23 protein-coding genes are annotated in these 22,540 nt (G+C 68.2%); 11 read left to right on the top strand and 12 right to left on the bottom strand.

The genetic code is table 11. The features are described from left to right. Nucleotides 1-45: 45 nt before the first annotated feature. The 3 genes from HFP15_RS21835 to HFP15_RS21845 are packed head-to-tail and all read left to right on the top strand — an operon-like array spanning nucleotide 46 to nucleotide 3,049. Nucleotides 46-852 carry an enoyl-CoA hydratase/isomerase family protein gene (locus HFP15_RS21835; protein WP_168518573.1) on the top strand — a complete coding sequence of 269 codons (807 nt, stop codon included), beginning with the start codon at nucleotides 46-48 and terminating at the stop codon, nucleotides 850-852. Further along, a complete protein-coding gene (locus HFP15_RS21840; protein WP_168518574.1) occupies nucleotides 849-2,237 on the top strand; it encodes an acetate--CoA ligase family protein in 1,389 nt (462 codons plus the stop codon). Before HFP15_RS21835 ends, HFP15_RS21840 begins: the two co-directional genes overlap by 4 nt. Beyond that, nucleotides 2,234-3,049 carry an SDR family NAD(P)-dependent oxidoreductase gene (locus HFP15_RS21845; protein WP_312871683.1) on the top strand — a complete coding sequence of 272 codons (816 nt, stop codon included), beginning with the start codon at nucleotides 2,234-2,236 and terminating at the stop codon, nucleotides 3,047-3,049. The genes HFP15_RS21840 and HFP15_RS21845 overlap by 4 nt, the downstream gene beginning before the upstream one ends. 70 nt (nucleotides 3,050-3,119) lie before the next feature. Here the strand turns inward: HFP15_RS21845 and HFP15_RS21850 are convergent, their stop codons facing one another. Genes HFP15_RS21850 through HFP15_RS21860 form a run of 3 tightly spaced genes read right to left on the bottom strand, consistent with a single transcriptional unit; the run spans nucleotide 3,120 to nucleotide 5,476 of the window. Continuing rightward, on the bottom strand, nucleotides 3,120-3,728 hold the full coding sequence (locus tag HFP15_RS21850; RefSeq protein ID WP_210717670.1) for a nuclear transport factor 2 family protein: 609 nt from the start codon (nucleotides 3,726-3,728) through the stop codon (nucleotides 3,120-3,122). 33 nt (nucleotides 3,729-3,761) lie between these two features. Next, on the bottom strand, nucleotides 3,762-4,538 hold the full coding sequence (locus HFP15_RS21855; protein WP_168518575.1) for an SDR family oxidoreductase: 777 nt from the start codon (nucleotides 4,536-4,538) through the stop codon (nucleotides 3,762-3,764). 26 nt (nucleotides 4,539-4,564) lie between these two features. Then, entirely contained in the window at nucleotides 4,565-5,476 is a 912-nt protein-coding gene (locus tag HFP15_RS21860) for an LLM class flavin-dependent oxidoreductase (protein ID WP_168518576.1), read from the bottom strand. Between the two features lie 375 nt (nucleotides 5,477-5,851). Between HFP15_RS21860 and HFP15_RS21865 the strand changes: the two genes are divergently transcribed. The 3 genes from HFP15_RS21865 to HFP15_RS21875 are packed head-to-tail and all read left to right on the top strand — an operon-like array spanning nucleotide 5,852 to nucleotide 8,924. Then, nucleotides 5,852-7,192 carry an MFS transporter gene (locus HFP15_RS21865; protein WP_168518577.1) on the top strand — a complete coding sequence of 447 codons (1,341 nt, stop codon included), beginning with the start codon at nucleotides 5,852-5,854 and terminating at the stop codon, nucleotides 7,190-7,192. Beyond that, complete coding sequence (locus HFP15_RS21870) at nucleotides 7,189-7,953, top strand: SDR family NAD(P)-dependent oxidoreductase (protein WP_168518578.1); 765 nt, start codon at nucleotides 7,189-7,191, stop codon at nucleotides 7,951-7,953. The genes HFP15_RS21865 and HFP15_RS21870 overlap by 4 nt, the downstream gene beginning before the upstream one ends. A gap of 38 nt (nucleotides 7,954-7,991) precedes the next feature. After that, on the top strand, nucleotides 7,992-8,924 hold the full coding sequence (locus HFP15_RS21875; protein ID WP_168518579.1) for a quinone oxidoreductase family protein: 933 nt from the start codon (nucleotides 7,992-7,994) through the stop codon (nucleotides 8,922-8,924). A 9-nt stretch (nucleotides 8,925-8,933) separates the two neighbouring features. Here HFP15_RS21875 and HFP15_RS21880 read toward each other — a convergent pair whose 3' ends face one another. The 5 genes from HFP15_RS21880 to HFP15_RS21900 form a co-directional block, all read right to left on the bottom strand. Further along, nucleotides 8,934-9,632 (bottom strand): GntR family transcriptional regulator, encoded by a 699-nt coding sequence (locus HFP15_RS21880; protein WP_168518580.1) that lies wholly within the window; start codon nucleotides 9,630-9,632, stop codon nucleotides 8,934-8,936. A gap of 62 nt (nucleotides 9,633-9,694) precedes the next feature. Further along, a complete protein-coding gene (locus tag HFP15_RS21885; protein ID WP_168518581.1) occupies nucleotides 9,695-10,891 on the bottom strand; it encodes an acyl-CoA dehydrogenase family protein in 1,197 nt (398 codons plus the stop codon). Between the two features lie 25 nt (nucleotides 10,892-10,916). Then, a complete protein-coding gene (locus HFP15_RS21890; protein WP_168518582.1) occupies nucleotides 10,917-11,372 on the bottom strand; it encodes a MaoC family dehydratase in 456 nt (151 codons plus the stop codon). Further along, nucleotides 11,369-12,583 (bottom strand): acetyl-CoA C-acetyltransferase, encoded by a 1,215-nt coding sequence (locus HFP15_RS21895; protein ID WP_168518583.1) that lies wholly within the window; start codon nucleotides 12,581-12,583, stop codon nucleotides 11,369-11,371. The genes HFP15_RS21890 and HFP15_RS21895 overlap by 4 nt, the downstream gene beginning before the upstream one ends. 4 nt (nucleotides 12,584-12,587) lie before the next feature. After that, entirely contained in the window at nucleotides 12,588-13,751 is a 1,164-nt protein-coding gene (locus HFP15_RS21900; protein ID WP_210717672.1) for an acyl-CoA dehydrogenase family protein, read from the bottom strand. Between the two features lie 97 nt (nucleotides 13,752-13,848). On the opposite strand from HFP15_RS21900, the gene HFP15_RS21905 reads away from it, so the two are divergent. Then, nucleotides 13,849-14,157: a hypothetical protein gene (locus HFP15_RS21905; RefSeq protein ID WP_168518585.1), complete on the top strand. Its 309-nt coding sequence runs from the start codon at nucleotides 13,849-13,851 to the stop codon at nucleotides 14,155-14,157. A 4-nt stretch (nucleotides 14,158-14,161) separates the two neighbouring features. Here the strand turns inward: HFP15_RS21905 and HFP15_RS21910 are convergent, their stop codons facing one another. After that, nucleotides 14,162-15,016 (bottom strand): SDR family oxidoreductase, encoded by an 855-nt coding sequence (locus HFP15_RS21910; RefSeq protein WP_168518586.1) that lies wholly within the window; start codon nucleotides 15,014-15,016, stop codon nucleotides 14,162-14,164. Nucleotides 15,017-15,210: 194 nt separating this feature from the next. On the opposite strand from HFP15_RS21910, the gene HFP15_RS21915 reads away from it, so the two are divergent. From HFP15_RS21915 to HFP15_RS43920, 3 genes are all read left to right on the top strand, one after another. After that, complete coding sequence (locus HFP15_RS21915) at nucleotides 15,211-16,569, top strand: MFS transporter (protein WP_210717673.1); 1,359 nt, start codon at nucleotides 15,211-15,213, stop codon at nucleotides 16,567-16,569. After that, nucleotides 16,550-17,419 carry an acyl-CoA thioesterase domain-containing protein gene (locus HFP15_RS21920; protein ID WP_168518587.1) on the top strand — a complete coding sequence of 290 codons (870 nt, stop codon included), beginning with the start codon at nucleotides 16,550-16,552 and terminating at the stop codon, nucleotides 17,417-17,419. The genes HFP15_RS21915 and HFP15_RS21920 overlap by 20 nt, the downstream gene beginning before the upstream one ends. Before the next feature lie 98 nt (nucleotides 17,420-17,517). Continuing rightward, the gene (locus HFP15_RS43920; RefSeq protein ID WP_168518588.1) at nucleotides 17,518-18,936 is read left to right on the top strand and encodes an MmgE/PrpD family protein; all 1,419 of its coding nucleotides are present in this window, start codon (nucleotides 17,518-17,520) and stop codon (nucleotides 18,934-18,936) included. 50 nt (nucleotides 18,937-18,986) lie between these two features. Here HFP15_RS43920 and HFP15_RS21930 read toward each other — a convergent pair whose 3' ends face one another. The 3 genes from HFP15_RS21930 to HFP15_RS21940 are packed head-to-tail and all read right to left on the bottom strand — an operon-like array spanning nucleotide 18,987 to nucleotide 21,605. Beyond that, a complete protein-coding gene (locus HFP15_RS21930; RefSeq protein ID WP_168518589.1) occupies nucleotides 18,987-20,159 on the bottom strand; it encodes a CaiB/BaiF CoA transferase family protein in 1,173 nt (390 codons plus the stop codon). A gap of 51 nt (nucleotides 20,160-20,210) precedes the next feature. Then, nucleotides 20,211-20,606, bottom strand: coding sequence for a cupin domain-containing protein (locus HFP15_RS21935; protein ID WP_168518590.1), 396 nt, complete (start codon nucleotides 20,604-20,606; stop codon nucleotides 20,211-20,213). A 42-nt stretch (nucleotides 20,607-20,648) separates the two neighbouring features. Next, the gene (locus HFP15_RS21940; RefSeq protein WP_281355614.1) at nucleotides 20,649-21,605 is read right to left on the bottom strand and encodes an NAD(P)-dependent oxidoreductase; all 957 of its coding nucleotides are present in this window, start codon (nucleotides 21,603-21,605) and stop codon (nucleotides 20,649-20,651) included. A gap of 446 nt (nucleotides 21,606-22,051) precedes the next feature. On the opposite strand from HFP15_RS21940, the gene HFP15_RS21945 reads away from it, so the two are divergent. Next, on the top strand, nucleotides 22,052-22,525 hold the full coding sequence (locus HFP15_RS21945) for a MaoC family dehydratase (RefSeq protein WP_168518592.1): 474 nt from the start codon (nucleotides 22,052-22,054) through the stop codon (nucleotides 22,523-22,525). Nucleotides 22,526-22,540: the final 15 nt, after the last annotated feature.

Here is a 22,540-nt window from a genome sequence, read left to right on the forward strand (position 1 = left end):
CATCGTGCGAACCGATTACCGATCCGACCGAAAGCAGGAGCGAGGATGCTTGAGAAATACCAGGAGTTTTCGGGCCTGACGTTCGAGAACAACCAGCCCGGGGTGCTCGAGGTGGTGTTCGACGGCCCCAATCTCAATGCCGTTGACGAGACGGTGCACACCCAGATCGCGCGGATCTGGCCGGTCATCGACGCCGACCCCGACGTTCGTGCCGTGGTGGTCCGCGGCGCGGGCAAGGCCTTCTCGGCGGGCGGCAGCTTCGATCTGATCGAGGCGCAGATCGCCGACTACGGGGTACGGATGCGGGTCATGCGCGAGTCGCGGGACCTGTTCTACAACGTGCTCAACTGCAACAAGCCGATCATCTCCGCGATTCACGGCCCCGCGGTGGGTGCCGGGCTGGTGGTCGCGCTCATGGCCGACATCTCCATCGCCGCCCGTACCGCGCGGATCATCGACGGGCACACCCGGCTCGGTGTCGCCGCTGGCGATCACGCGTCGATGGTGTGGCCGTTGCTGTGCGGGATGGCCAAGGCCAAGTACCTGCTGCTGACGTGCGACAAGATCAGCGGTGAGGAGGCCGAACGGGCAGGCCTCGTGTCGCTGACGGTGGACGAGGACGACCTGCTCGGCACCGCCCGCGAGATCGCGGGGAAGCTGTCGAGCGGGGCACAGGAGGCGATCCGCTGGACGAAGTACTCGCTCAACCAGTGGTACCGGCAGGCGGGGCCGCTGTTCGACGCGTCGCTCGGGCTGGAGTTCCTCGGGTTCGGCGGGCCGGACGTGGTCGAGGGGGTCGCCTCGCACCGGGAACGGCGCGCGCCGGTGTTCAAGGGTGAAGTGCATTCATGAGCCGTCCCGTCGCCGATCTGCTGTTCCGGCCGGAAAGCGTGCTGGTGTACGGCGCGTCCTCGGATCCGGACAAGCTCTCCGGCCGTCCGCTGGATTACCTGAAGAAATACGGTTATCGCGGGCGGATCTACGCGATCAACCCCCGCCACCACGAGGTACAGGGGGTGCCCACCTACCGTGATCTCGCCGAGGTGCCCGGTCCGGTCGACCTGGCCATCATCGTGGTACCGGCTGAGTCGGTGGAAACGGCTGTCCGGCGCTGCGCCGACGCCGGGGTCGGGGCCGCGATCATCTTCGCCTCGGGGTTTTCCGAGATCGGCGAGGCGGGACAGCCCGCGCAGCAGCGTCTGCTGGAGCTGGCTCGGCGCGGCGGGATGCGGCTGATCGGGCCGAACTGCCTCGGCACCTTCTCCGCGGCGCACGGCGCGTTCGCCACCTTCTCCACCGCGTTCGACACCGAGGGTGAACGCCCCGAGTCGCCGGTCGCGCTGGTCTCCCAGAGCGGCGCGGTCGGCACGTTCACCTACAGCGCGATGACCGCGCTCGGGCTCGGGGTGCGCTACTTCGCCAACACCGGGAACCAGCCCGACGTCACGGTGATCGAACTGCTCACCGAGCTGGCCGCACTGTCCGATGTGGACGTCCTGCTCGGGCATTTCGAGGACGGGGACGATCCGGGGGCGCTGGAGAAGCTGCTCGGCGCCGCGGAAGAACACCGCAAACCGTTGGTACTGCTGAAATCCGGCCGCACTCCTTCCGGTGCCAGAGCGATCGGGGCGCACACCGCGAGTGCCGCGGGGGATGACGAGGCGTTCTCGCGTGCCGTCGCCGAGCACGGCGCCGTGCGGGTGGAGAGCATGGAGGAGATGGCCGACACCGCGCTGGCCTTCACCACGGGCCGCCGTGCCGCAGGGCGCAGGCTGACGATCGTGACCCTCAGCGGCGGCGCTGGCGCGCTGGCCACCGACGCGGCCGTCGACGCCGGACTCGTGGTCGAGCCGTGGCAACCCGCCGACCGCGAGCGGGTGGCGGAACTGCTGCCCTACTTCGGTTCCACGGCCAACCCGATCGACGTGACCGGCTCGATGATCAACGACATCGGCATCCTCGCGAAGACACTGCGGGTGGTCCGCGACAACGACGAGACCGACGCGGTGCTTGTCGTGCTCGGCAACGCCGACAGGGGAGCGGAGGAGATCGTGACGACACTGAAGGCCGCGTATCCGGAAACGGACCGGCCCTTCTTCGTCGCGTGGACCGGGGGCAGCGGCCGGCCGCGCGAAGAGCTGCTGACCTCCGGTATTCCCGCCTTCACCGACCCGCGCCGTGCGGTGCGGGCGCTGGGCCGGCTCGTGGAGCACAGCCTCCGCACGGGTAAGGCGTGACCAGCGTGGGGCAGCGGCTGGCGGGGAAGGCGGCGATCGTGGTCGGCGCGGGTCAGCTGCCCGGGGCGACCGTGGGCAACGGCCGTGCGGCGGCGGTCCTCTACGCCCGTGAGGGCGCGAAGGTCGTCGCCGCGGACCGTGACCTCGCCGCGGCGGAGGACACCGTCAAGGAGATCACCGCCGCCGGTGGCGACGCGATCGCCGTGCGAGCCGACGTCACGAGCGAAGACGACCTGGTCGCGATGGTCCGCGCCTGCGTCGGACAGTGGGGCCGCGTCGACGTGCTGCACAACAACGTCGGCGTGGCGCGGGCCGCCGGGGACGCGCCGGTCACCGAAATCGAGGCCGGCGCGTTCGCGAGGATCATGGCGATCAACCTCGAGGGCATGGTGCTGGCCTGCAAACACGTGCTGCCCGTGATGCGCGACCAGGGCGCGGGGGTGATCACGAACATCGCCTCCAACGCCGTGCTCACCGACTACCCGACCGTCGGCTACCGCACGTCGAAGGCCGGGGTCGTGTCGCTGACCGAGCATCTGGCGATCCGCAATGCCGAGTACGGCATCCGCGCGAACACGATCCTGCCCGGCCTGATGGAGACGCCGATGGCGGTGGAGGTCAAGGTGGGCCAGGGTGGCGCCACCCGCGACGACATCGTGGCGCAGCGCAACGCGCGGGTGCCGCTGCGGCGCCGCGGGGGCAGCGCGTGGGACGTGGCCAACGCGGCGCTTTTCCTTGCCTCCGAAGAGGCTTCGTTCATCACCGGGACCGCGCTCGTCGTGGACGGAGGGCAGCATCTCGTGGCGGGTTAGCTGCCGAACGAGAGCACGACCCGACCCCCGAAGCCCACCGCGCTCGACGAGCCGGTGGGCTTCGGTCGTGTCACAGCGCGTTCCAGGCCGTGAGCCGGTCCTGGTCGGCCCGCAGCGGCCGCTGGTAGGACAGGTCCCCGGCGTCGCGCCGCGGGCCGGGGGCGGTGTTCATGAAGTCCCGGATGTGCTCCGGCAGCAGCGCCCTGGTCGAGGTGAACGACGCCTGCTGGGCCATGTCGGGCCGTTCGTCCATCAGCCCCCAGTCGCGGACGCAGGTGCGGTAGGCGATCGCCCACACGCCGTCGCGCTTCTCGAACCGGTCGAGGTAGCGCCCGCCGTTGAGCACCAGCGGCGGGCCCTGCCGGTTCATCCCGGCGAACATGAAGTAGGTCTCGGTGTGCGCGACGGCGCCGTCGAGCTCGCAGCGGTGCTGGAACAGGCAGTGCTGGTGGCTCAGGTGCGCCTCGGTGTGCTGCTTGAACGCCCAGTCGGCGAACTCGGCCGGGGTGCCGATGAACTTGCCGTGGTCGTCGATCGCGTTGGGGTGGTAGGCCGAGAGCAGCAGTTCGCGGTCGAACCGGTCGATACCGCGGGAGTAGCGGGTCAGGCACTCCCGGATGGCTTCGCGATCGCGGAGCTCGGTCACCTGGGCTTCGAGTTCGGCCAGGGAAGCGGACACGGGTGTTTCCTCGCTTTCAGCGTGCGGACGGGACTACAACGTGGTGGCGGTGCCGCCGTCCACGGGCAGAATCGCGCCGGTGACGTACGAGCCGGCGTGCGAGGCGAGGTAGATCGCCGCCCCCGCCATGTCCGCGGGCTCGACGAACCGCTTGAGCGGAACGGGCGCCAGCACGGCCTCCTCGCCCCGCCGCTCGACCGTGCCCTTGAGCATCTTGCTCTGGAACATCCCCGGGGCGATCACGTTGACGGTGATCTTCTCCGGCGCGAGCTGCGCGGCGAGGTGGCGGCTGAGCTGGTGGACGGCGGCCTTGGACGAGGAGTAGGCGTAGGTCTCGTGATGCGGCACGTGGAAACCGTCGATGGAGCCGATGTTGATGATCCGCGCCGGGTCGTGCGCGGTCGCCGCCTTGCGCAGCAGCGGCACGAGCGCCTGCACGAGGAAGAACGAGCCCTTGACGTTGAGGTCGAAGACCTTGTCCCAGCCCGATTCCGGGTAGTCAGCGAGGGTTTCCGCCCAGATCGCGCCCGCGTTGTTGATCAGGACGTCGAGCCGGTCCTCGCGGGCGGTGATCGCGTCGGCGAGCGACCGGCGGCCCTCGGATGTACCGAGATCGGCGGGAATGGCGTGTGCCTCGCCGTATTGGGAGAGTTCCTTCTCGGCGAGCGCGCAGGCCTCGGCATCGCGTGAGCAGAGGTACACGCGCGCACCGCAGCGCACGAACCCTTCGGCGATGGCGAGGCCGATCCCGCGGCTTCCGCCGGTCACCAGCACCACCTTGCCCGCCACACCGAACAATTCCTCGAGCACCGTTTCCGTCCTTCCTTCGTGGGTCTTCACGGCCAGCTGCGCGCCGCGACGCGTTCGAGCGTGGCCACCGCACCGGCGAGCCCGCCGGTGTCGTAGGGCATTTCGAGGATCGCCTCGCGGAACCCCAGCTCCGCGTAGGCCGCGAGGGAGTCCTTGTCGATCCCGCCCGCATCCGGGTCAGGGCCGGGCCCGGGTTTGACGACGAGCTTCAGTTCGCCGAAGTCGCGGTGCGCGTCGTCGCAGGCGCTCTTGAGCCGCCGCACATGCCCCGCCAGCTCGTCGGGACTCTGCTTGGCGGGAAGCCAGCCATCGCAGGACGAGGCGATCAGGCGCAGCGCGGCCGGGCTGAAGCCGCCCCAGAGGAACTCGACCGGCGCCGGCGCGGTGGGCGCCATGACGAAGCTCGTCGTGCGTGGTTCGTCGTCCTGCCCGCGCACCACGTAGTCGCGCCTGCCGCCGGTGAGCAGTTCCCTGATCTCGGCGATGGCCTTTTTCGCCCTGGTGGCGCGGTGTTCGAAGGGGACACCCAGTGCGTCGTACTCCTCGCGCAGCCAGCCGCTGCCGACGCCGAGTGATACCGGGCGCCCGGTCAGCCAGGACATCGTGGCGAGCTGCTTGGCGATCAGGGCGGGATTGCGCAGTGTCAGGATGAGGACGCTGGTCCCGAACCGTGCGGTCGGCAACTGCCCGGCCAGCCAGGTCAGCTGGAGCAGCGGGTCGAGCCAGGGCGTGTCCGCGCGGAACGGCCGGATGCCGTCGCCGGTATGCGGATAGGGCGAAGAACTGGCCTCGGGCAACAGCACGTGATCGCCGACCCACAGTCCGTCGTAGCCGAGTTCCAGCGCCCGCCTGCTCAGCTCCAGCAGAGCGGCGGGCGCGAACTCCGGCCCCGCCAGTGGCAGGCGGACGCCGACGGGAATGGGGGAGGAGCTGGGCATACGAGATTCCTCCGGTTGGTTGCGGGGTAGCGCGGACGAACACACACTCAAGCGAACATTATATATGATCGGTGATCGCGGAAAAAGGGTGGAACCGGGCTTCCTTACAAGGTTCACGCATTATATATTGGTGCGCACCCCATCCGGGCCGGCCGGAGCAGGCGCACGAGAGGCGATTTCACGGACCGGCCCGTGTGAAGGCCGTGCGGCGTGGTTCTTCTCCGCGCGGCCCACAACCCAGGCGCCACAGCTCGCACGGGCTCGCGCAGGTCCTCCCCGGCAGGGAACCGTTGGTCAGCGGCAATCCCGGCCTTCACAAACGACCATTTCCCGCTGCGGCGCGAGGTGGCCGTCCCACCCCTGAATGAGGCACAGATGAGCATACAAGGACGTATCTCACCCGCCGCCGCGACGACGGCCGCGCCCCACCGGCGCAGGGTCCTGATGGCGTCGGTGGCGGCCCAGTCAATCGAGTTCTACGACTTCCTGATCTACGGCACCGCCGCTTCCCTGATCCTCAACAGTCATTTCTTCCCCTCGGTCAATCCGGTCGCCGGGGTGCTCGCGTCGTTCGCGACCTTCGCCGTGGGCTTCGCGGGCCGCCCGGCGGGCGCGGCGATCTTCGGCCACTTCGGGGACAAGATCGGCCGCAAGCCAGCACTGCTGGCCGCGCTGATCCTGATGGCCGTGTCGTCGACGCTGATCGGCCTGCTGCCGACGTTCTCCACCATCGGCGTGGCGGCCCCGATCCTCCTGGTGCTCCTGCGAATCTGCCAGGGCATCGCGGTCGGCGGGCAGTGGGGCGGCTCCACGCTGCTGTCACTGGAACACGCGCCGGCGGGCCGGCGCGGACTGTTCGGCGCCATCCCGCAAATGGGGGTGTTCGTCGGGATGATCAGCGGCACACTGGTGTTCCTGCTGATGACGAACGTCACGACGGCCCAGCAGTTCTCGTCGTGGGGATGGCGGGTGCCGTTCCTGCTGACCGTCGTGATGTTCCCGGTCGCCTACTACATCCATCGCTACATCGAGGAGACCCCGGAGTTCCGGCAGGTCGAGGCGGCCGCGGCGGAGCAGGGCGGGAAGAAGCGCTCGTCCGTTGTGACCGTGCTGCGCCATCCGAAGCAGATGCTGCTGGTGGCGTTCACCTACGTGTCCGCCACGATCAGCTTCTATGTGATCGTCACCGGGATGCTCGATTACGCCACCCGGGATCTGCACATCGGCAAGGGCACGATGCTCACCGCGGTGATGCTGTCCATGATCGCATGGGCGCTGAGCACACTCCTGTTCGCCTGGCTGTCGGACATCATAGGGCGACGGGCGATCTTCGCGGGCGGTGTCGTTTTGTCCGGCGCCTGGGTCTTCGCCCTGTTCCCGCTGGTGGAAACCCGGAGCTTCCCCTTGATCCTGCTCGGCGCCTCGGTCGGGCAGATCGGCGTCGGGGCCATGTTCGGCCCGGGCATCACGATGTTCAACGAGATGTTCCCGTCCGGCACGCGCTACTCCGGCGCGTCGATGGGCTATCAGTTCGCCAACGTCATCGGTGGCGGGCTCGCGCCGTTCATCATGGTCGCGCTGCTCGAGGGAACCCACACCACCGCGGCGGTGTCGGTCTACGTCGCCGCCGCGTCGCTGGTCAGCGTGATCGCGGTCTCGCTGATCCGGATTCCCAAGCCGGACACGGCATCCGCCGCCGCCGAGGTCAGCGGATGACGGACGCTCGCGTCGCGCTGGTGACCGGCGGAGCCGGCGGGCTCGGCGTGGCGATCGCGGAAAGCCTGGCACGGGAAGGAAGTTCCGTCGTGCTGGCCGATCTCGATCGCGACGCCGTCACCCGCGAGGCGGAAGCCATCGTTCAGCGAACCGGTGCGCGAGTCGCCGGATGGTGCTGTGACGTCTCCTCGGATGAGGAAAACCGTGCTCTCATCGAGAGAATCGGCGAGACCTACGGTCGCCTCGACCAGCTGGTGAACAACGCGGGGCGGGCCCAGCGCGGCCGGTTCGGCGCGATCGGGGCGCGGGACTGGCGCGAGGTCATGGCGGTCAACGTCTGGGGCGCCGCGTCGCTGTGCCAGGCCGCGGCGGGGCTGTGGCGGGAGTCGGGCGAGGGCGCTCAGATCGTCAACATCTCGTCGCGTACCTGGCTTGCGGGCGGCCCGCTCGCCTACGCCTCGTCGAAGGCGGGGATCGTCGGGCTGACCCGGGCGCTCGCGGTCGAACTCGCGCCCATGGGGGTCACCGTGAACGCGGTCGCCCCCAGCACGGTGGTGACGCCCATGGTGTGCGACGGGAAGACCGAACAGGAGCTGGAGCGTCATCTCGCCCGGGGCCGCGCGCGTACGCTGCTGCCCCGGTTGGCGACACCCGAGGACGTCGCCGAGGCAGTGGCTTTCCTCGCCTCACCGCGTGCAAGTTTCATCACCGGCGAAGTGCTCCACGTCTGTGGTGGCGCGCAGCTGCCATCCACGACATGATAAAACAGGTCGGATTCCCAAAGCAGGCAAGGAAATACGTGAAAGCGATCGGACTGACCGAATTCGGCGGACCGGAAGTACTGAAGCCGCTCGAACTGCCCGAGCCCCAGGCCGGAGCCGGGCAGGTGCGGATCCGGGTATACGCCGCGGCGGTGAATCCCACGGACACGATGACCCGTGCGGGCACGCGAAGCCAGCAGGATCCGCCGCCGTATGTCCCGGGCATGGACGCCGCGGGTGTGATCGACCAGATCGGTCCCGGCGCGGAAGGCCGGTTCGCACCGGGGGAGGCCGTGGTGGCGCTGGTGGCGCCGCACGGCTCGCACGGCGCTTACGCCGAACGCATCGTGGTTCCCGCCGAGTCGGTGGTGCCCGCCCCTGAGGGGGTCGATTTCGTGCGGGCGGCCACCTTCCTGATGAACTCCATGACCGCGCGGCTCGCACTGGACGCGATGGGACTGTCCACTGGGGACACTGTCGCCGTCACCGGTGCCGCCGGCGCGTTCGGCGCTGCGGTGGTTCAGCTCGCGAAGGCGGACGGTCTGCGCGTCATCGCCGACGCCAAGGACAGCGACCGGGAACTGGTCCGGGAGCTGGGCGCCGACGAGATCGTCGAGCGCGGGGACGAGGTGGCCGTGCGCATCCGCGAACTCGTGCCCGGCGGTGTGCCCGGCCTGGCCGACGGTGCGCTGCTGAACGAACGCGTGGTGGAGGCGGTGGCCGACGGCGGCACGCTGGCCACGGTGCGCGGCTGGCAGGGACCTGCCGGACGCGGAATCAGGGTGCGTCCGGTCTCGGTTCGCACCGCGGTCGGCGATACGGCGGGCCTGGCTCGGCTGGCGCGGCAGGCGGAGCAGGGGGTGCTGAGCCTGCGCGTGGCCAAGGTTTTCCCGGCCGAGCAGGCCGCGGAAGCTCATCGGATACTCGAAGCGGGCGGTGTGCGCGGGCGGCTCGTGCTCGACTTCGGGTGACGCCGGGGATCAGGCCGAGGTCTCCTGCGACCACACGCCGCGCTGTTCGAGCAGGTCGATGAGCACGTCCGCACCTTCCAGCATGTGCTCGGCCATAAGCGATTGCGCCTTACGCGCGGAGCGCGTGCGGATGGCATCGAGAATCCGAGCGTGCGCTTGGTGGGTGTGGGCCGTGCGTCCCTCGAACCGCGCGTAAAAACGGTTGGGGAGCTGGCTGACCACGCCGCCGAGCAGCAGCGCGAGCCGGCGTGACTCCGCGGCGATGTTGACCTGCCGGTGGAACAGGTGGCCCGCGTTCGCGATGCGTTCCTCGTCGCGCACGGCGACGGCCTTGCCGTAGTCCTCGACGTGCGCCTCGAGACCGGCGAGCTGCTCGCGTGTGATGTTCTTGGCGGCGCGGCCCGCCAGTTCGCCCGCCAGCTGGGCCTGCACCCAGAACAGGTCGCGGATATCCTGTCGGGTGAAGGACACGACGGTGAAACCGCGGCGGGGGACCAGCTCGACGAAGCCCTCGCTGCGCAACGCGAGCAGGCCCTCCCGCACCGGGGTGTTGCTGACGCCGACCGCTTCGGCGATCGGTTCCACGCGAAGGAACTCGCCCGGCTTCACCTCTCCGGAGATGATCCGCTCGCGGACATAGGAGGCGACTTCCTCGGGAAGCTGCTGATGCCTCGCGGTGCGACCGCGAACCGGAACCGGGCCAGTCATCGTTCCTCCCGCTTGCGAGCGGATATCGAATATCGTATGTCCGCCACCTTACCGAAGCCGGTTCACGGCCTCGTCGAGTATTCGCGCAGAAGACCCTTGCTGATAATGGTCTTCTGGATTTCGCTGGTGCCCTCGCCGATGAGCAGGAACGGCGCCTCACGCATGAGGCGCTCGATTTCGTATTCCTTGGAGTAGCCGTAGCCGCCGTGGATACGGAACGCTTCCTGGGTCACTTCCGCGCAGTACTCGGAGGCGAGCAGCTTCGCCATACCGGCCTCGACGTCGTTGCGGTTGCCCGCGTCCTTGAGCCGCGCGGCGTTGACCATCATGAGGTGGGCGGCCTCGACCTTGGTGGCCATGTCGGCGAGTTTGAACGCGATGGCCTGATGTCCGGCGATCGGCTTGCCGAAGGTCGTGCGCTGCTGGGCGTAGTCGATGGCCAGTTCGAACGAGCGGATCGCGATCCCGCACGCGCGTGCCGCCACGTTGACCCGGCCGACTTCCACACCGTCCATCATGTACGAGAAGCCCTTGCCGGGAGCCTCGCCGAGGACTTTGTCCGCGCCGATGCGGAAGCCGTCGAACACCGCCTCGGTGGTGTCCACGCCCTTGTAGCCCATCTTGTCGAGTTTGCCGGGGATGGTCAGTCCGGGCGCGACCTCGCCGTAGCCTTCGGGTTTCTCGACCAGGAACGTGGTCAGGTTGCGGTACGGCTTCTCGGCGCCTTCGTCGGTCCGCGCGAGCAGTGCGATCAGGTTCGACGTGCCGCCGTTGGTCAGCCACATCTTGGCGCCGTCGATGACGTAGCCGTCGCCGTCGCGCTTGGCGCGGGTCTTGATCGCGGCCACGTCCGAGCCGAGGTCGGGTTCGGACATCGAGAAGGCGCCGCGGATCTCGCCGGCGGCCATCTTGGGCAGGTAGTGCTGTTTCTGTGCTTCGGTGCCGTGCTGGCGCAGCAGGTAGGCCACGATGAAGTGAGTGTTGATCACGCCGGACACGCTCATCCAGCCGCGCGCGATCTCCTCGACGACGAGTGCGTAGGTCAGCAGCGACTCGCCGAGCCCGCCGTAGTCCTCGGGGATCATCAGGCCGAACAGGCCCATTTCCTTCATCCCCTCGACGATGTCGGCGGGATAGGTGTCGGCGTGCTCGAGCGCCTGGGCGTGCGGGATGATCTCCTTGTCCACAAAGGATCGTACGGTCGACAGGATTTCCCGCTGGACGTCGGTGAGTCCGGCGGTCTGGGCGAGGCGGGTCACGATGGATTCTCCACAGGGCTGGTGGTCAGGGCAGCAGCAGGGTCAGCATCTCGGCGACGCAGGCGGGTTTGGCCGCATTGTCCAGTTCGATCGTGTAGCGCGTGGTGAGCTGCGTTCCCGCCGGGACCGGGCGCAGTTCGAGGAACTCCGCGCGAGCGCGCAGCCGGCTGCCCACCGGCACCGGCGCTGGGAACCGGACCTTGTTCAGGCCGTAGTTCAGTCGTGCGCTGCCGAAGTCGAGCCGGAACAACTCGCCGCCGAACCGCGGGATCAACGACAGGGTCAGGTATCCGTGCGCGATGGTGCGGCCGTAGGGGCCCTCGGCCGCGCGGCCCGGATCGACGTGGATCCACTGGTGGTCGCCGGTGGCCTCGGCGAAGGCGTCGATGCGGTCCTGTTCGATGGTGCACCACGCGGTGGGCCCGACCGTGGTGCCGAGCGCGGCCTCCAGATCGCCGATCGCCGGGAACACGGTGGTCATGCGGTGATCCGCTCGAAGATCGCGGTGAGGCCCTGGCCACCGCCGATGCACATGGTTTCCAGGCCGTAGCGGGCCTCGCGCCGCTGCATCTCGCGTGCGAGCGTGGCCAGGATGCGGGTGCCGGTGGCGCCCACCGGATGGCCGAGCGAGATGCCGGAGCCGTGGACGTTCAGGCGCTCGAAGTCGGCTTCGCCGAAGCCCCATTCCCTGGTGCAGGCGAGCGCCTGTGCCGCGAACGCCTCGTTCAGCTCGATCAGGTCCATATCGGACATCTTGAGCCCGGCCCGCTCCAGCGCGGCTTCCGACGAGGGGACGGGGCCGATGCCCATGATCTTGGGCTGCACACCGGCGACCGCCCAGGACACGAGCCGGACGAGCGGGCGCAGGCCGAGCTGCTCGGCACGGTCGCGATAGGTGACAACGCACAGCGCGGCAGCGTCGTTCTGGCCGCTGGCGTTGCCCGCGGTCACGGTCGCCTCGGGATCCTGTTTGGCCAGCACGGGACGCAGCTTGCCCAACGACTCCAGTGAGGCGTCGGCGCGCGGGTGCTCGTCGGTGTCCACAATGGTCTCGCTCTTGCGCCTCTTCACGGTGACCGGGATGATCTCGTCGGCGAACACACCGGAGCGCTGCGCGGCGACCGCGCGCAGGTGGGAGGTCAGTGCCAGCCGGTCCTGTTCTTCGCGGCTGATCGAGTACTCCCGGCGCAGGTTCTCCGCTGTCTCCAGCATGCCGCCGGGCACAGGGTGATCCCGTCCGCCCGCGGTGACGCGCCCGCGCGCGAGCCCGTCGTGCAGTTGCACGCCATTGCCCTTGATGTCCCAGCGCATGCTGGTCGAATAGAACGCGACGTTGCTCATGCTCTCGGCGCCACCGGCGATGACGACCTCGTTCACGCCCGCGGACACCTGCAGCCCCGCCTGCAACACGGCCTGCAGGCCTGAGCCGCAGCGGCGGTCGACCTGCATGCCGGGTACGGTCACCGGAAGCCCGGCGTTGAGCGCGACCACCCTGCCGATCGCCGGTGCGTCGCTGTTGGGATAGCAGTGCCCGAGAATCACGTCGTCGACGGCTTCCGGTGCGAGCCCGGTGCGCTCCAGCAGGCCGCGCAGGGCCACTTCCCCGAGTTCCGCGGCGGTCAACGGCTGGAGACTGCCGCCATACCGGCCGATCGGGGTACGGACCGGTTCGCAGATCACGACTTCACGCATGTATTCAGTCCTTCTTCTCGGCCCGGATCAGCGAGCCACCGATGATCAGGCGCTGGATTTCACTGGTGCCCTCGTACAGCCGCAGCAGGCGGACGTCGCGGTAGACGCGCTCGACCGGGACCTCGCGCATGTAGCCGGTGCCGCCGTGCACCTGGACCGCGAGGTCCGCGACACGGCCCGCCATCTCGGTGCAGTACAGCTTCGCCGCGGACGGCGCGATCCGGCGGTCGGCGCCGCTGTCGTAGGCCGCGGCGGCGTCGCGGACCAGCGCACGGCCCGCTGCGACACCCGTGTACTGATCGGCGAGCATCGCCTGCACGAGCTGGTGGTCTCCGATCGGCACCCCGCCCTGGGTGTTGGCCGCGGCGTAGGCGACCGACTCGTCGAGCGCGCGCTGTGCCGAACCGACCGCCAGCGCCGCGATGTGCACGCGGCCGCGGGCCAGTGAGGTCATCGCCGCCCGGTAACCGACCTCTTCGGAACCGCCGACGAGCGCGGCCGCGGGCACGCGTACCGAGTCGAAGTGCACGTCAGCGGTCCAGGCGCCTTCCTGTCCCATCTTCGCGTCCTTCGGGCCGACGCTGACCCCGGGTGCGTCGGCCGGTATCAGGAACACCGCGATACCGGGGTCCTTGCCCGCGGGCTCCCTGGTGCGGGCGAAGGCGATGAACAAATCCGCGACCGGCGCGTTGGTGATGAACCGCTTCTGCCCGTCGAGCACCCAGTCCTCGCCATCGCGGCGAGCGCGTGTGCGCAGCTCCGCCGGGTTTGACCCGGCGCCCGGCTCGGTGAGCGCGAAGGAGGCCACCACCTCACCCGAGGCGATGCGTTCCAGCCAGAGCTTCCGCTGCTCGTCGGTGCCGAAGTTGACCAGCACCTGACCCGCGATGCCGTTGTTGGTGCCGAACATCGACCGCAGCGCGAGGGTGGTGTACCCGAACTCCATCGCGAGTTCGGCGTCCTGCCGCAGGTTCAGCCCGAGGCCACCCCATTGCTGGGGGATCGCGTATCCGAACAGGCCCATGTCCGCGGCGGCCGCCCGCAGATCGTCCGGCATCCGGTCCGCGGCCATGATCTCGTTCTCCCTGGGCACGACGTCGTCCCGGACGAAACGCCGTACCTGGGCCAGGATTTCCGCGAAGTCCTCGTTGCCGACCTGTTCGCTCATGGCCATCGGATCCCGGCCCCTTTCGAATGCGTGCTCCCTCGAGAGCTGAGGATATAGGATAGATAATATATTAACAATCGGAATGGTAGGAGCGGATATGCGGGCCGTGTCCCGGCTGGTGACGATCGAAGCGGCGCTGGCGAGAGTGGGCGCCGTGGTGCTGCCCGACCTCGCGCCGGTCTCGCCAGGCCCAGATACGGTGGCGGAGGCGCTGGCGCGCACCGCGCGACCGCACGCGGTGGAGGCGGCCCTGGGTGCGATCCCGCTCCGTGGCGTGCGCGAGCATCTGCGCGTGCTCCGGGACTCAAGGCCGGATGAGTTCGAACTGGTGCGGTCGTTCGTGTTGGCCGCCTATCTCGCCTGTCCCGCCACATGGCGCGTGCCCGGGCCGGGCACGCGCCGCTGAGACCTCAATGACTCGGCGTCGTGGCGGAGGCGGTGAGCTGAAGTTCGTGCGTCCAGCACGACCGGTCCTGGCGATGCAGATAGTGGAACGCCTCCGCGATCGCACCTGGATCGATCAGCCGCTCGGGATGCTCGGCGAACTGGCCGAGGGCGCGGGTGCCGGGGGAGTCGATGAAGCCGTCAACGACCACGTTGGCGACGTGCACGCCGAACGGCGAATACTCTTCGGTGAGCGCCTGGGCCAGCGCGCGCATCATCGTCCGGGGATAGTAGAGCGATTCCCCGGTCGCGCGCCGCCGTCCGCGCAGCGAGTACTGGTTGTTGGAGAAGAACACCGAGCCATGGCCCCGCTCGCGCATCGCGGGCAGTACCTGCTTGACGACCAGGAACGGTCCCTTGCAGGCGGTCGCGAGCGCCACGTCGAAGAGATCGTTCGGAAAGTGTTCGAGCAGTTCCTGTTCGGGCGGGAGTTCCCGGCCTGCCATGTAGCCCGCGTTGTAGATCAGCACGTCCACATCGCCGGCCTGCTCGCGGATCGCGGCGAAGGCGCCGGACACCGACTCCGGCGAACCCACGTCGAGCCGGACGGACATGCACCGGCCACCGGCCTCGGCGATCGCGTCCGCCAAGTCCCTGGTGTTTTCCGGGTTGCGGCTGGTGAGCACGACGAAATGCCCGGATCGCGCGAATTTCTGGGCCAGCGCGCCGCCGAGCCCCCAGCGTGTCATGGCCGGGATGCCGGCCTCGTCGATGTCGTGGCCGTGAATGAAGCGCGTGTTCCTGCCATTGGACTGCCATTTGGAGGTCGCGCCCACGATGACCGCGACGGGTAGCCGGTCCGGGTTCGAGTTTTCGCTCACCTGGTACTCCAGTGTCCGGTTTCGATGATCTCCCGCACCAGTCTGCCGCGGGATCGGTCTTGACTGCGATCTTCAGTATTATATATTAAGCATGCTTTTCGAGCTTCGTCCGGTGCCGTCGGAACCGGGAAGTCGCACGTAACGCGTCCCGTTCGTCAGAGCGGCTCAGCGTCGAGAGATAAGGATCTGGATCAATGTCGATCTCGGAAGACGGCGGTTCGATGCGGCAAGCCGAACCGGTAGGGGACGAATCGGCGGCCGCGCGCTCAGGTGGTCGGTCGTTCGGCCGCATCGCGTTCGCGAGTCTCATCGGGACATTGATCGACGGCTACGACTTCGTGTTGTACAGCGTGGCCGCCGCACTGGTGTTCCCGAAGGTGTTCTTCCCTTCGCTGGGCGGCGCGGCGGGCACGATCGCCTCGCTGGCCACGCTCGGCGTCGCGTTCGTGGCGCGGCCGATCGGCGCGCTGCTGTTCGGGCACTTCGGTGACCGGCTCGGCAGGAAGCGGACGCTGATCTGGGCCATTCTCGGCATGGGGATCGGCACCACGCTGATGGGGGTGATCCCCTCGGCGAACACGATCGGTGTCGCGGCGCCCATCATCATCGTGATCCTGCGGGCGGTGCAGGGGCTCGCGGTCGGCGGCGAATGGGCGGGCTCGGTCCTGTTCGTCACCGAGCACGCACCCCTGCGGCGGCGCGGTCTCTACTCGATGTTCCCCCAGCTGGGCCACTCGCTGCCCACCGCGTTGGCGCCGGCGATCCTGCTGCTCGTCGGTGTCCTGTCGACTCCGGAGACGTTCATCGCCTGGGGCTGGCGCGTGCCGTTCCTCGCCAGCGCGGTCCTGGTCGTCATCGGGCTCTACATCCGGCTCAAGGTGGAGGAGACGCCGGTCTTCGCGAAGAGCAGGGAGCGCGGCCAGAGCGGCGTTCCGGTACTGGAGGCGTTCAAGCACCAGTCCTGGACGATGGTGCGCGGCATCGGGGTTTCGCTCACCACGATCACCTTCGTCTACGTCGCGCAGTCCTTCGTGGCGAACTACGGTGTCGAGCACATTCACCTCTCGCGCAACCAGGTGCTGGCGGTCAGTGCGCTGTCCGGGCTTTTCTACGCCGTCTTCACCGTGCTGAGCGCGTTCATCTCCGACCGTATCGGGCGGCGGAGGATGATCGGCGGCGCGCATGTGCTCGGCGTGGTGTGGGGTCTGCTGCTGTTTCCCGTGCTGAACTTCGGCACGTTCCCCATCTATGCCGCGGCGCTGTGCGTGACGATGACGATCGCCGGCCTGGCCTACGGTGCGGTCGGCGCGTTCCTGCCCGAGCAGTTCCCCACCCAGTACCGCTTCACAGCGGCGGGTTTCTCCTATCAGATCACCGGCGTGATCGGCGGCGGTATCGCACCGCTGCTCGCACCCGTCATCATTTCCTCGTACGGGACCACGGCCTTCGGCGTGGTGCTCGGTGTGCTGTGCGTTTTCGCGGCGGTGTGCACCTTCTCGCTGAAGGACAAGACGAACGAGAGCATGGACTGGAATGACCCTGAGCAAGGCTGAACACCACGCTGCGAGCGTCCCGTTCTTCGTCGCACACCGGGACGCGGAGACCGAGTCGCTGGTTCCGCTGCCCTCGGCGAACAGCCAGTGGGGCGGCACTGGCGGGCAGCTGCGTGGCATGGCCGTGAGCGGCGCGCTCGCCCGCGCCACCGAGAACGCCGTCACGGCCGCCCTCTCGACCGGTCAGCGCCTGCGCCCGGTCCGGTGGACGGTCGATCTGTACCGGGCGGCGGCATTCGGACCGTCGGCGACCAGTGTGCACTTCGTGCGCCGGGGCAGGCGGCTGTGCGTGGTGGACGCCGTACTCGAACAGGGCGGACGGGACGTGGCGCGATCCCGTGCCCTGTTCATGGCGCCGGGAGACTCCCCGGCGGGTGCGGTGTGGGAGCCCGAGCCCGCGCGGATCGCGCCACCGCCGCGATCGATGTGCCCGGACACCGACGAACCGCGCCTGTACTACAGCGACGGTGTGGGGTGGACCGGCTCGCCCGACCCCCATGCCACGCCCGCCCGCAAAGCGACGTGGCACTTTCCGGCGCCGCTCGTCGAGGGGGAGTCTCCCTCACCGTTTCAGCTGGCCGCGATGGCCGCGGACGTGGTCAACGTCGTGTGCAACTGGGGAGCCGGCGGTCTCGAGTTCATCAACGCCGACTTCACACTGGTCCTCGCCCGGTTGCCGGGGGAGGGGGAACTCGGGCTCGTGGCCGACCAGCGCGCCGAGGAAGACGGTCTCGCGGTCGGCAGCGCGGTGGTATTCGACCGTGCGGGCACACTGGGTACCGTCGTCGCCAGCGGGCTCGCCAATGGGACCAACGCCGTGGACCCGACGCTGTTTCGCAGAAACCCATGAGCAAAAGCGGTTTTCGATAATCCACAGTGGACTTGCTTGAGAGACCAGGTTCACCGGGGTAAAGTCAATCGCACAATATATTTTACGTAGGAGTTGCTGTGAGTGACACCGTGGTCCGCGTCCTTGCCGATTTCACCAGTGGCACGCGGTTTCAGGACCTGCCCTCCGCCGTCGTCGACGAGACCAAGCGCATCCTCCTGGACTCGATCGGATGCGCGCTCGGGGGAGTGAACGCGCCCAAGGGCAGCATCGGTGGCCGGCTGGCGCATCTGATGGGCGAGGACGGCTCCGCGACGATCATCGGCAACGCCGGGCGCACGTCGGTCTTCGGCGCCGCGTTCGCCAACGGTGAGCTCATCAACGCGCTGGACTTCGACGCGATACTGCCGCCGGGCCACGTCGCGCCGTACGTGATCCCGGGCGCGCTCGCGGTGGCCGAGCAGGGAAACGCGGGCGGCGAAGACCTCATCACCGCGGTCGCGCTGGCGCACGAGATGTCCTATCGCTTCGGCAAGTCGATGGACTACCACCGGGACACCAGCGGCGGGAAGGCCGACACCCCTGCCGTGCTCGGTTTCGCGAGCACCGTGTTCGGTGCGACCGCCGCGGTGGGCCGGGTGCGTGACCTCGCGCCGGAAATCGTGGCCAACGCGCTGGGTATCGCGGGCAGCATCTCGCCGGTCAACTCGCACCGGTCCTGGCTGATGCACGCGCCGACCTCGACCATCAAGTACACGATGGCGGGCCCAATCGTGCAGGCCGCGCTGACGGCCTCGTACTCGGCGGAGTACGGGCACACCGGTGACCAGATGATCCTCGACGACGCGGAGTACGGCTATCGCCGGTTCATCGGTGCCCGCCGGTGGGCGACGGAGAACCTGCTTGACGAGCTGGGCACCACCTGGCGTTTCCCCGCCGAAAGCACCCACAAGCCCTACCCGCATTGCCGCGTGATGCACGCGCCGTTCGAGGCGCTGACCGAGATCCTGGAGGGCAACGACATCCGGCCCGAGGAGATCGACGCCATCCGCGCCTGGGGCGAGGGCTGGGTCGGCCTGCCGGTGTGGCTCAACGACCGGATCGAGCAGATCCACGACGGGCAGTTCAGCGTCCATCACGGGCTGGCAGTGGCCGCGCAGCGCATCCAGCCGGGCCCTGCCTGGCAGGACCCGGGCGTCGTGTACGACGAGAAGGTGCTGGCAATGATGGAGAAGGTCACGTTCCAGGGGCATCCGGACGCGCTCACGGCGCTGACCCGCGATTCCCGCAGCAGGCCGACCAGGATCGAGGTCGACGCGAGGGGCACGACGTTCACCGCGGAGCGGTGCTATCCCAAGGGCACGCCTTCTCCGGAACCGCAGACCTACATGACGACCGGGGAACTGGCGGACAAGTTCCGGATCAACGCCGCCGAGGTGCTCCCCGCGCGGCAGACCGAGGACGCGGTCGACGCGTTGCTCAACCTGGAGCGGCTCGACGACATCGGCAAGCTCATGGGATTGGTCAGCGTCGCCTGAAGACAGGTCCCCGGTGGCCCGCACAACCCTCGTTGTGCGGGCCACCGCGGCTATTTGTCGCTGTAGAGCACGCCGGCCTGGACGAGGTGCTCGATCCGGTCCCCGTCCAGCACCTCGGCCGCGATCTCGCGGGTATCGCCGCCGACCCGGGGCGCGTCGATGGCACGGTCGGGCCGTTCGCCGTCGAACTTCCACGGCGGCCGTACGAGGACAACGTCGTCCCGGTCCCTGGTGAGCAGATCGAGCCATTCGGTCTGCGGGTGGTCCAGGTACTCCGAGATGCTCAGTACCGGCGCGAACGGGACATCGTGCTCGGTCAGCTGAGCTTCCCAGTATGTGGCGGGCTTCTTGGCGAACTCGGTTTCGAGGATGCCCGCGAACTGGAAGTAGTGCTCCTGCCGGGCGTTGTACGCCGCGAAACGCGGATCGGCCGCCACGTCCGGCCTGCCGATCGCGTCGCAGAGCGCCTCGAAGAACTTCTGTGAGGACGAGAGGTGCACCGCGAGGTAGTCGCCGGACGAGGTCTTGAGACAGAAGACCTGCCCCTGCGGGTGCCTGCTCTGGCGGCTGGGGTTGACGCCGCTGTCGCAGTACAGGGTGATGGCGTCGATGGTGAGCGCGCTGATCGATTCCATCATCGACGTCTCCACGTGGCTGCCGCGTCCCGAGGACGCCTTCCCGCACAGCGCCGCCAGTACGCCGGTGACCGTGCACAGTGCGGTGACCAGGTCGGCCGAGGCGCCACCGGCGAGTTGGTAGGACCCGGCGTCGGAGAGCAGCGAGTACAGACCGCCGTAGGCCTGGCCGATGGAGTCGTAGGCCGGGCGCTGTTCGAGGGGGCCACCGCTGCCGAAACCGGACACCGAGCCGTACACGAGATCCGGCTTCAGCGCGCGGCAGACGTCCGGGCCAAGGCCGAGCGCGATGATCTTGCCCGGCCGCAGGTTCTCCAGCACGACGTCGAAATGGGGGACGAGCGATTTCACGAACTCGACGCCGTCGGGGTTCTTCAGATCGACGGCGAGACTGCGTTTCCCGGTGTTGAACTGCACGAAGTACGGGCTCCGGTCGTCCATCTGGCGCCGGAAATCCTCGCCGACTCCCGGTTTCTCCACCTTGACCACCTCGGCCCCGAGGCCGCACAGCAGCGCGGTCGCGTAGGGGAGGGAGATGTATCCCCCGATCTCGAGAACTCGGATTCCTGCCAGGGGTTTTTCGGCCATTGCTGATCTCGCACTTCTGTTTCTGGTCGCGGTTCGGTCCGGGCGGGTGGTCTAGGTGGCGCGTGCCTCGGCTTCCGCGTAGTCGGCGTCGGCGAGCTCTTCCTGCCAGTCAACTCCACCGAAGGTGATCGCGAGGTGCATCATCGAGCGTGTGGCGGTGGCGCCGTGCCAGTGCCGGGTGCCTGCCGGAGTCCACACGAGATCACCCGCGGAAATCCGGACGGTTTCGTGCTCGTCGCCGACGAGACCCTCCCCGTGCTGCACCACGAGGAGCTGCCCGCCTGGGTGGCTGTGCCAGTAGGTCCGCGCGCACGGGGTGAAGAAGACCTTCCCGAACGCGTTTCCTTCCTTGTCCTGATGGAACAGATCGCGCCACAGTTCGCCGGTGTAGGGCCCTTCGGAGCGTGCCGAGCGGACGTTCGCTGTTTGCCTGACCACGGTCAGCATCGGTTCTTCCTTCCCACGAAACAGTCTGACGGTTGACGGTGACTACGGCGCGGTGTCCGGCACGACACGTGTGCCCGCCATCCGGTCGACGATCCGCGCGGCCGTGTCGACCTGCGCGTCGGCGCCGTTCTCGTTGAGGCACATCTGCATCAGCGAGCGGGTGAGATCGCCGTAGAGCATGGGGACGCCCGAATCCGCGCCGAGCCGGCATGCGAGCCGGACGTCCTTGTGGGCCAGTCCGAGGGTGAAGCCGATGTCCATCCGCCCCTCGACGACCTGCGGGATCATCACGCGTTCCAGATAGGCGTTGCGGCCACCGCTCGCCTGCAGGATCTCCACGGCTGTCCTGGGGTCGATGCCGTTCTTGGCCGCCAGCGCCACACCCTCGAAGGTGAGCATCCGCTGTGCCCCGGACAGGAGGTTGTTGACCAGTTTGATGGTGTGCCCGGCGCCGACGGGCCCGGCGTGGAAGATGTTCGGGCTGATCGCGGCGAGTACTGGACGAACTCGCGCGAAATCCTCCGCGTTCGCGCCGACCATGATCGCGATCGTGCCCGCCGCCGCACCCGCCTTGCCGCCACTGACCGGCGCGTCCACCAGGGTCACCCCGTGGTGGGAGAGCTCTTCGGCCATCTCCTGAGTGGCGTGCGGGTCGCCGGTCGTCTGGTCGATGATCGTGGTGCCCCGCCGCACCGCGCCGAGCAGCCCGTCCTGTCCGAACACGACGGAGCGGACGTGATCGGAGGTCGGCAGGCAGAGGAAGATCGTGTCGCAGCGGCTCGCGAGTTCGTCCGCGCCTGGCACAACTGTGGCGCCGAGCTCTTCGAACCCGGCGGCGACGCTGTCGTTTTTGTCGTGCACCAGCAGCCGATGTTGCCGCAGCAGCCTGGTGGCCAGCGCGCCACCCATCGCGCCAAGGCCGATATAGCCGGTCGTCATGTGGACAGCCTCCTCTGTGCGCGAAACAAAGAGCGGAGATTTTTCAGCATTATATATCAAGTATGGACCAGCGGGCGGTGTGCACGCAGGCGGGGGAGTGTTCGATCATGTCGCGGAGCACGGTCCTCCCGTCGTTGAGAGGTGTGGGGCGATCAAGGCTTGGTGCGAGGAGGCCGCGGATACGGTGGCCGTGATCTCCGCACGATATATCATGCGGTCCGGAGCGGGAACGTTTCCACCCTGCGGTTCCGTGTCCCGGGAGCCCGGCTCGTCGTGCCCCTTTCCCTGCGGTGGCACGAAATGCCTGGTGAGAGACTTTCGGTAGTTATGGTTGTGAGAACATTATATATGAAGTATGCTTAGCTGGCCGAAATGAAGAAGTGTGGAGACCGGCGATGCACCGGCCCGGTTCCCGGGGCGGCGGCCGGTGGAACACGAATTCCTCGTCGCCTGGAGGACCGGAGGTCCACCGCGAGGATTTCGCCTTGCTGAGCAGGAGGAAGTAAATGCCTGGGCTGTACTTTGAAGAGTTCGAAGAGGGTGCCGTCTTCGAACACGCCACGCGGCGCACCGTGACCGAGGCGGACAACATGCTGTTCAGCAACATGACGCTGAACCTCGCGCCGCTTCACCTGGATGCCGAGTATGCGAAGGGCACCATCTACGGGCAGCGACTGGTGAACAGCCTGTTCATCCTGGGCCTGGTGGGCGGCATCTGCATGCAGGACACCACCCACGGCACTACGCTGGGCAACCTGGGCTTCGAGGAGGTCAAGTTCCCCAAGCCCGTGTTCCACGGCGACACCATCCGGGTGCGGACCGAGGTCATCAGCAAGCGCCTGTCGAAGAGCCGGGACGACTCGGGCATCGTCTTCTTCCGGCACCAGGCGATCAACCAGCGCGACGAGATCGTGTGCGACTGCCGTCGTGCCGGGCTGATGCTGAAGCTCCCCGCGGACAAGCCGGTGGCCGCGAGCTGAGTGCCCGTTCGCACG

It is taken from the genome of Amycolatopsis acididurans, assembly GCF_012328925.1.
GTDB lineage: Bacteria > Actinomycetota > Actinomycetes > Mycobacteriales > Pseudonocardiaceae > Amycolatopsis_E > Amycolatopsis_E acididurans.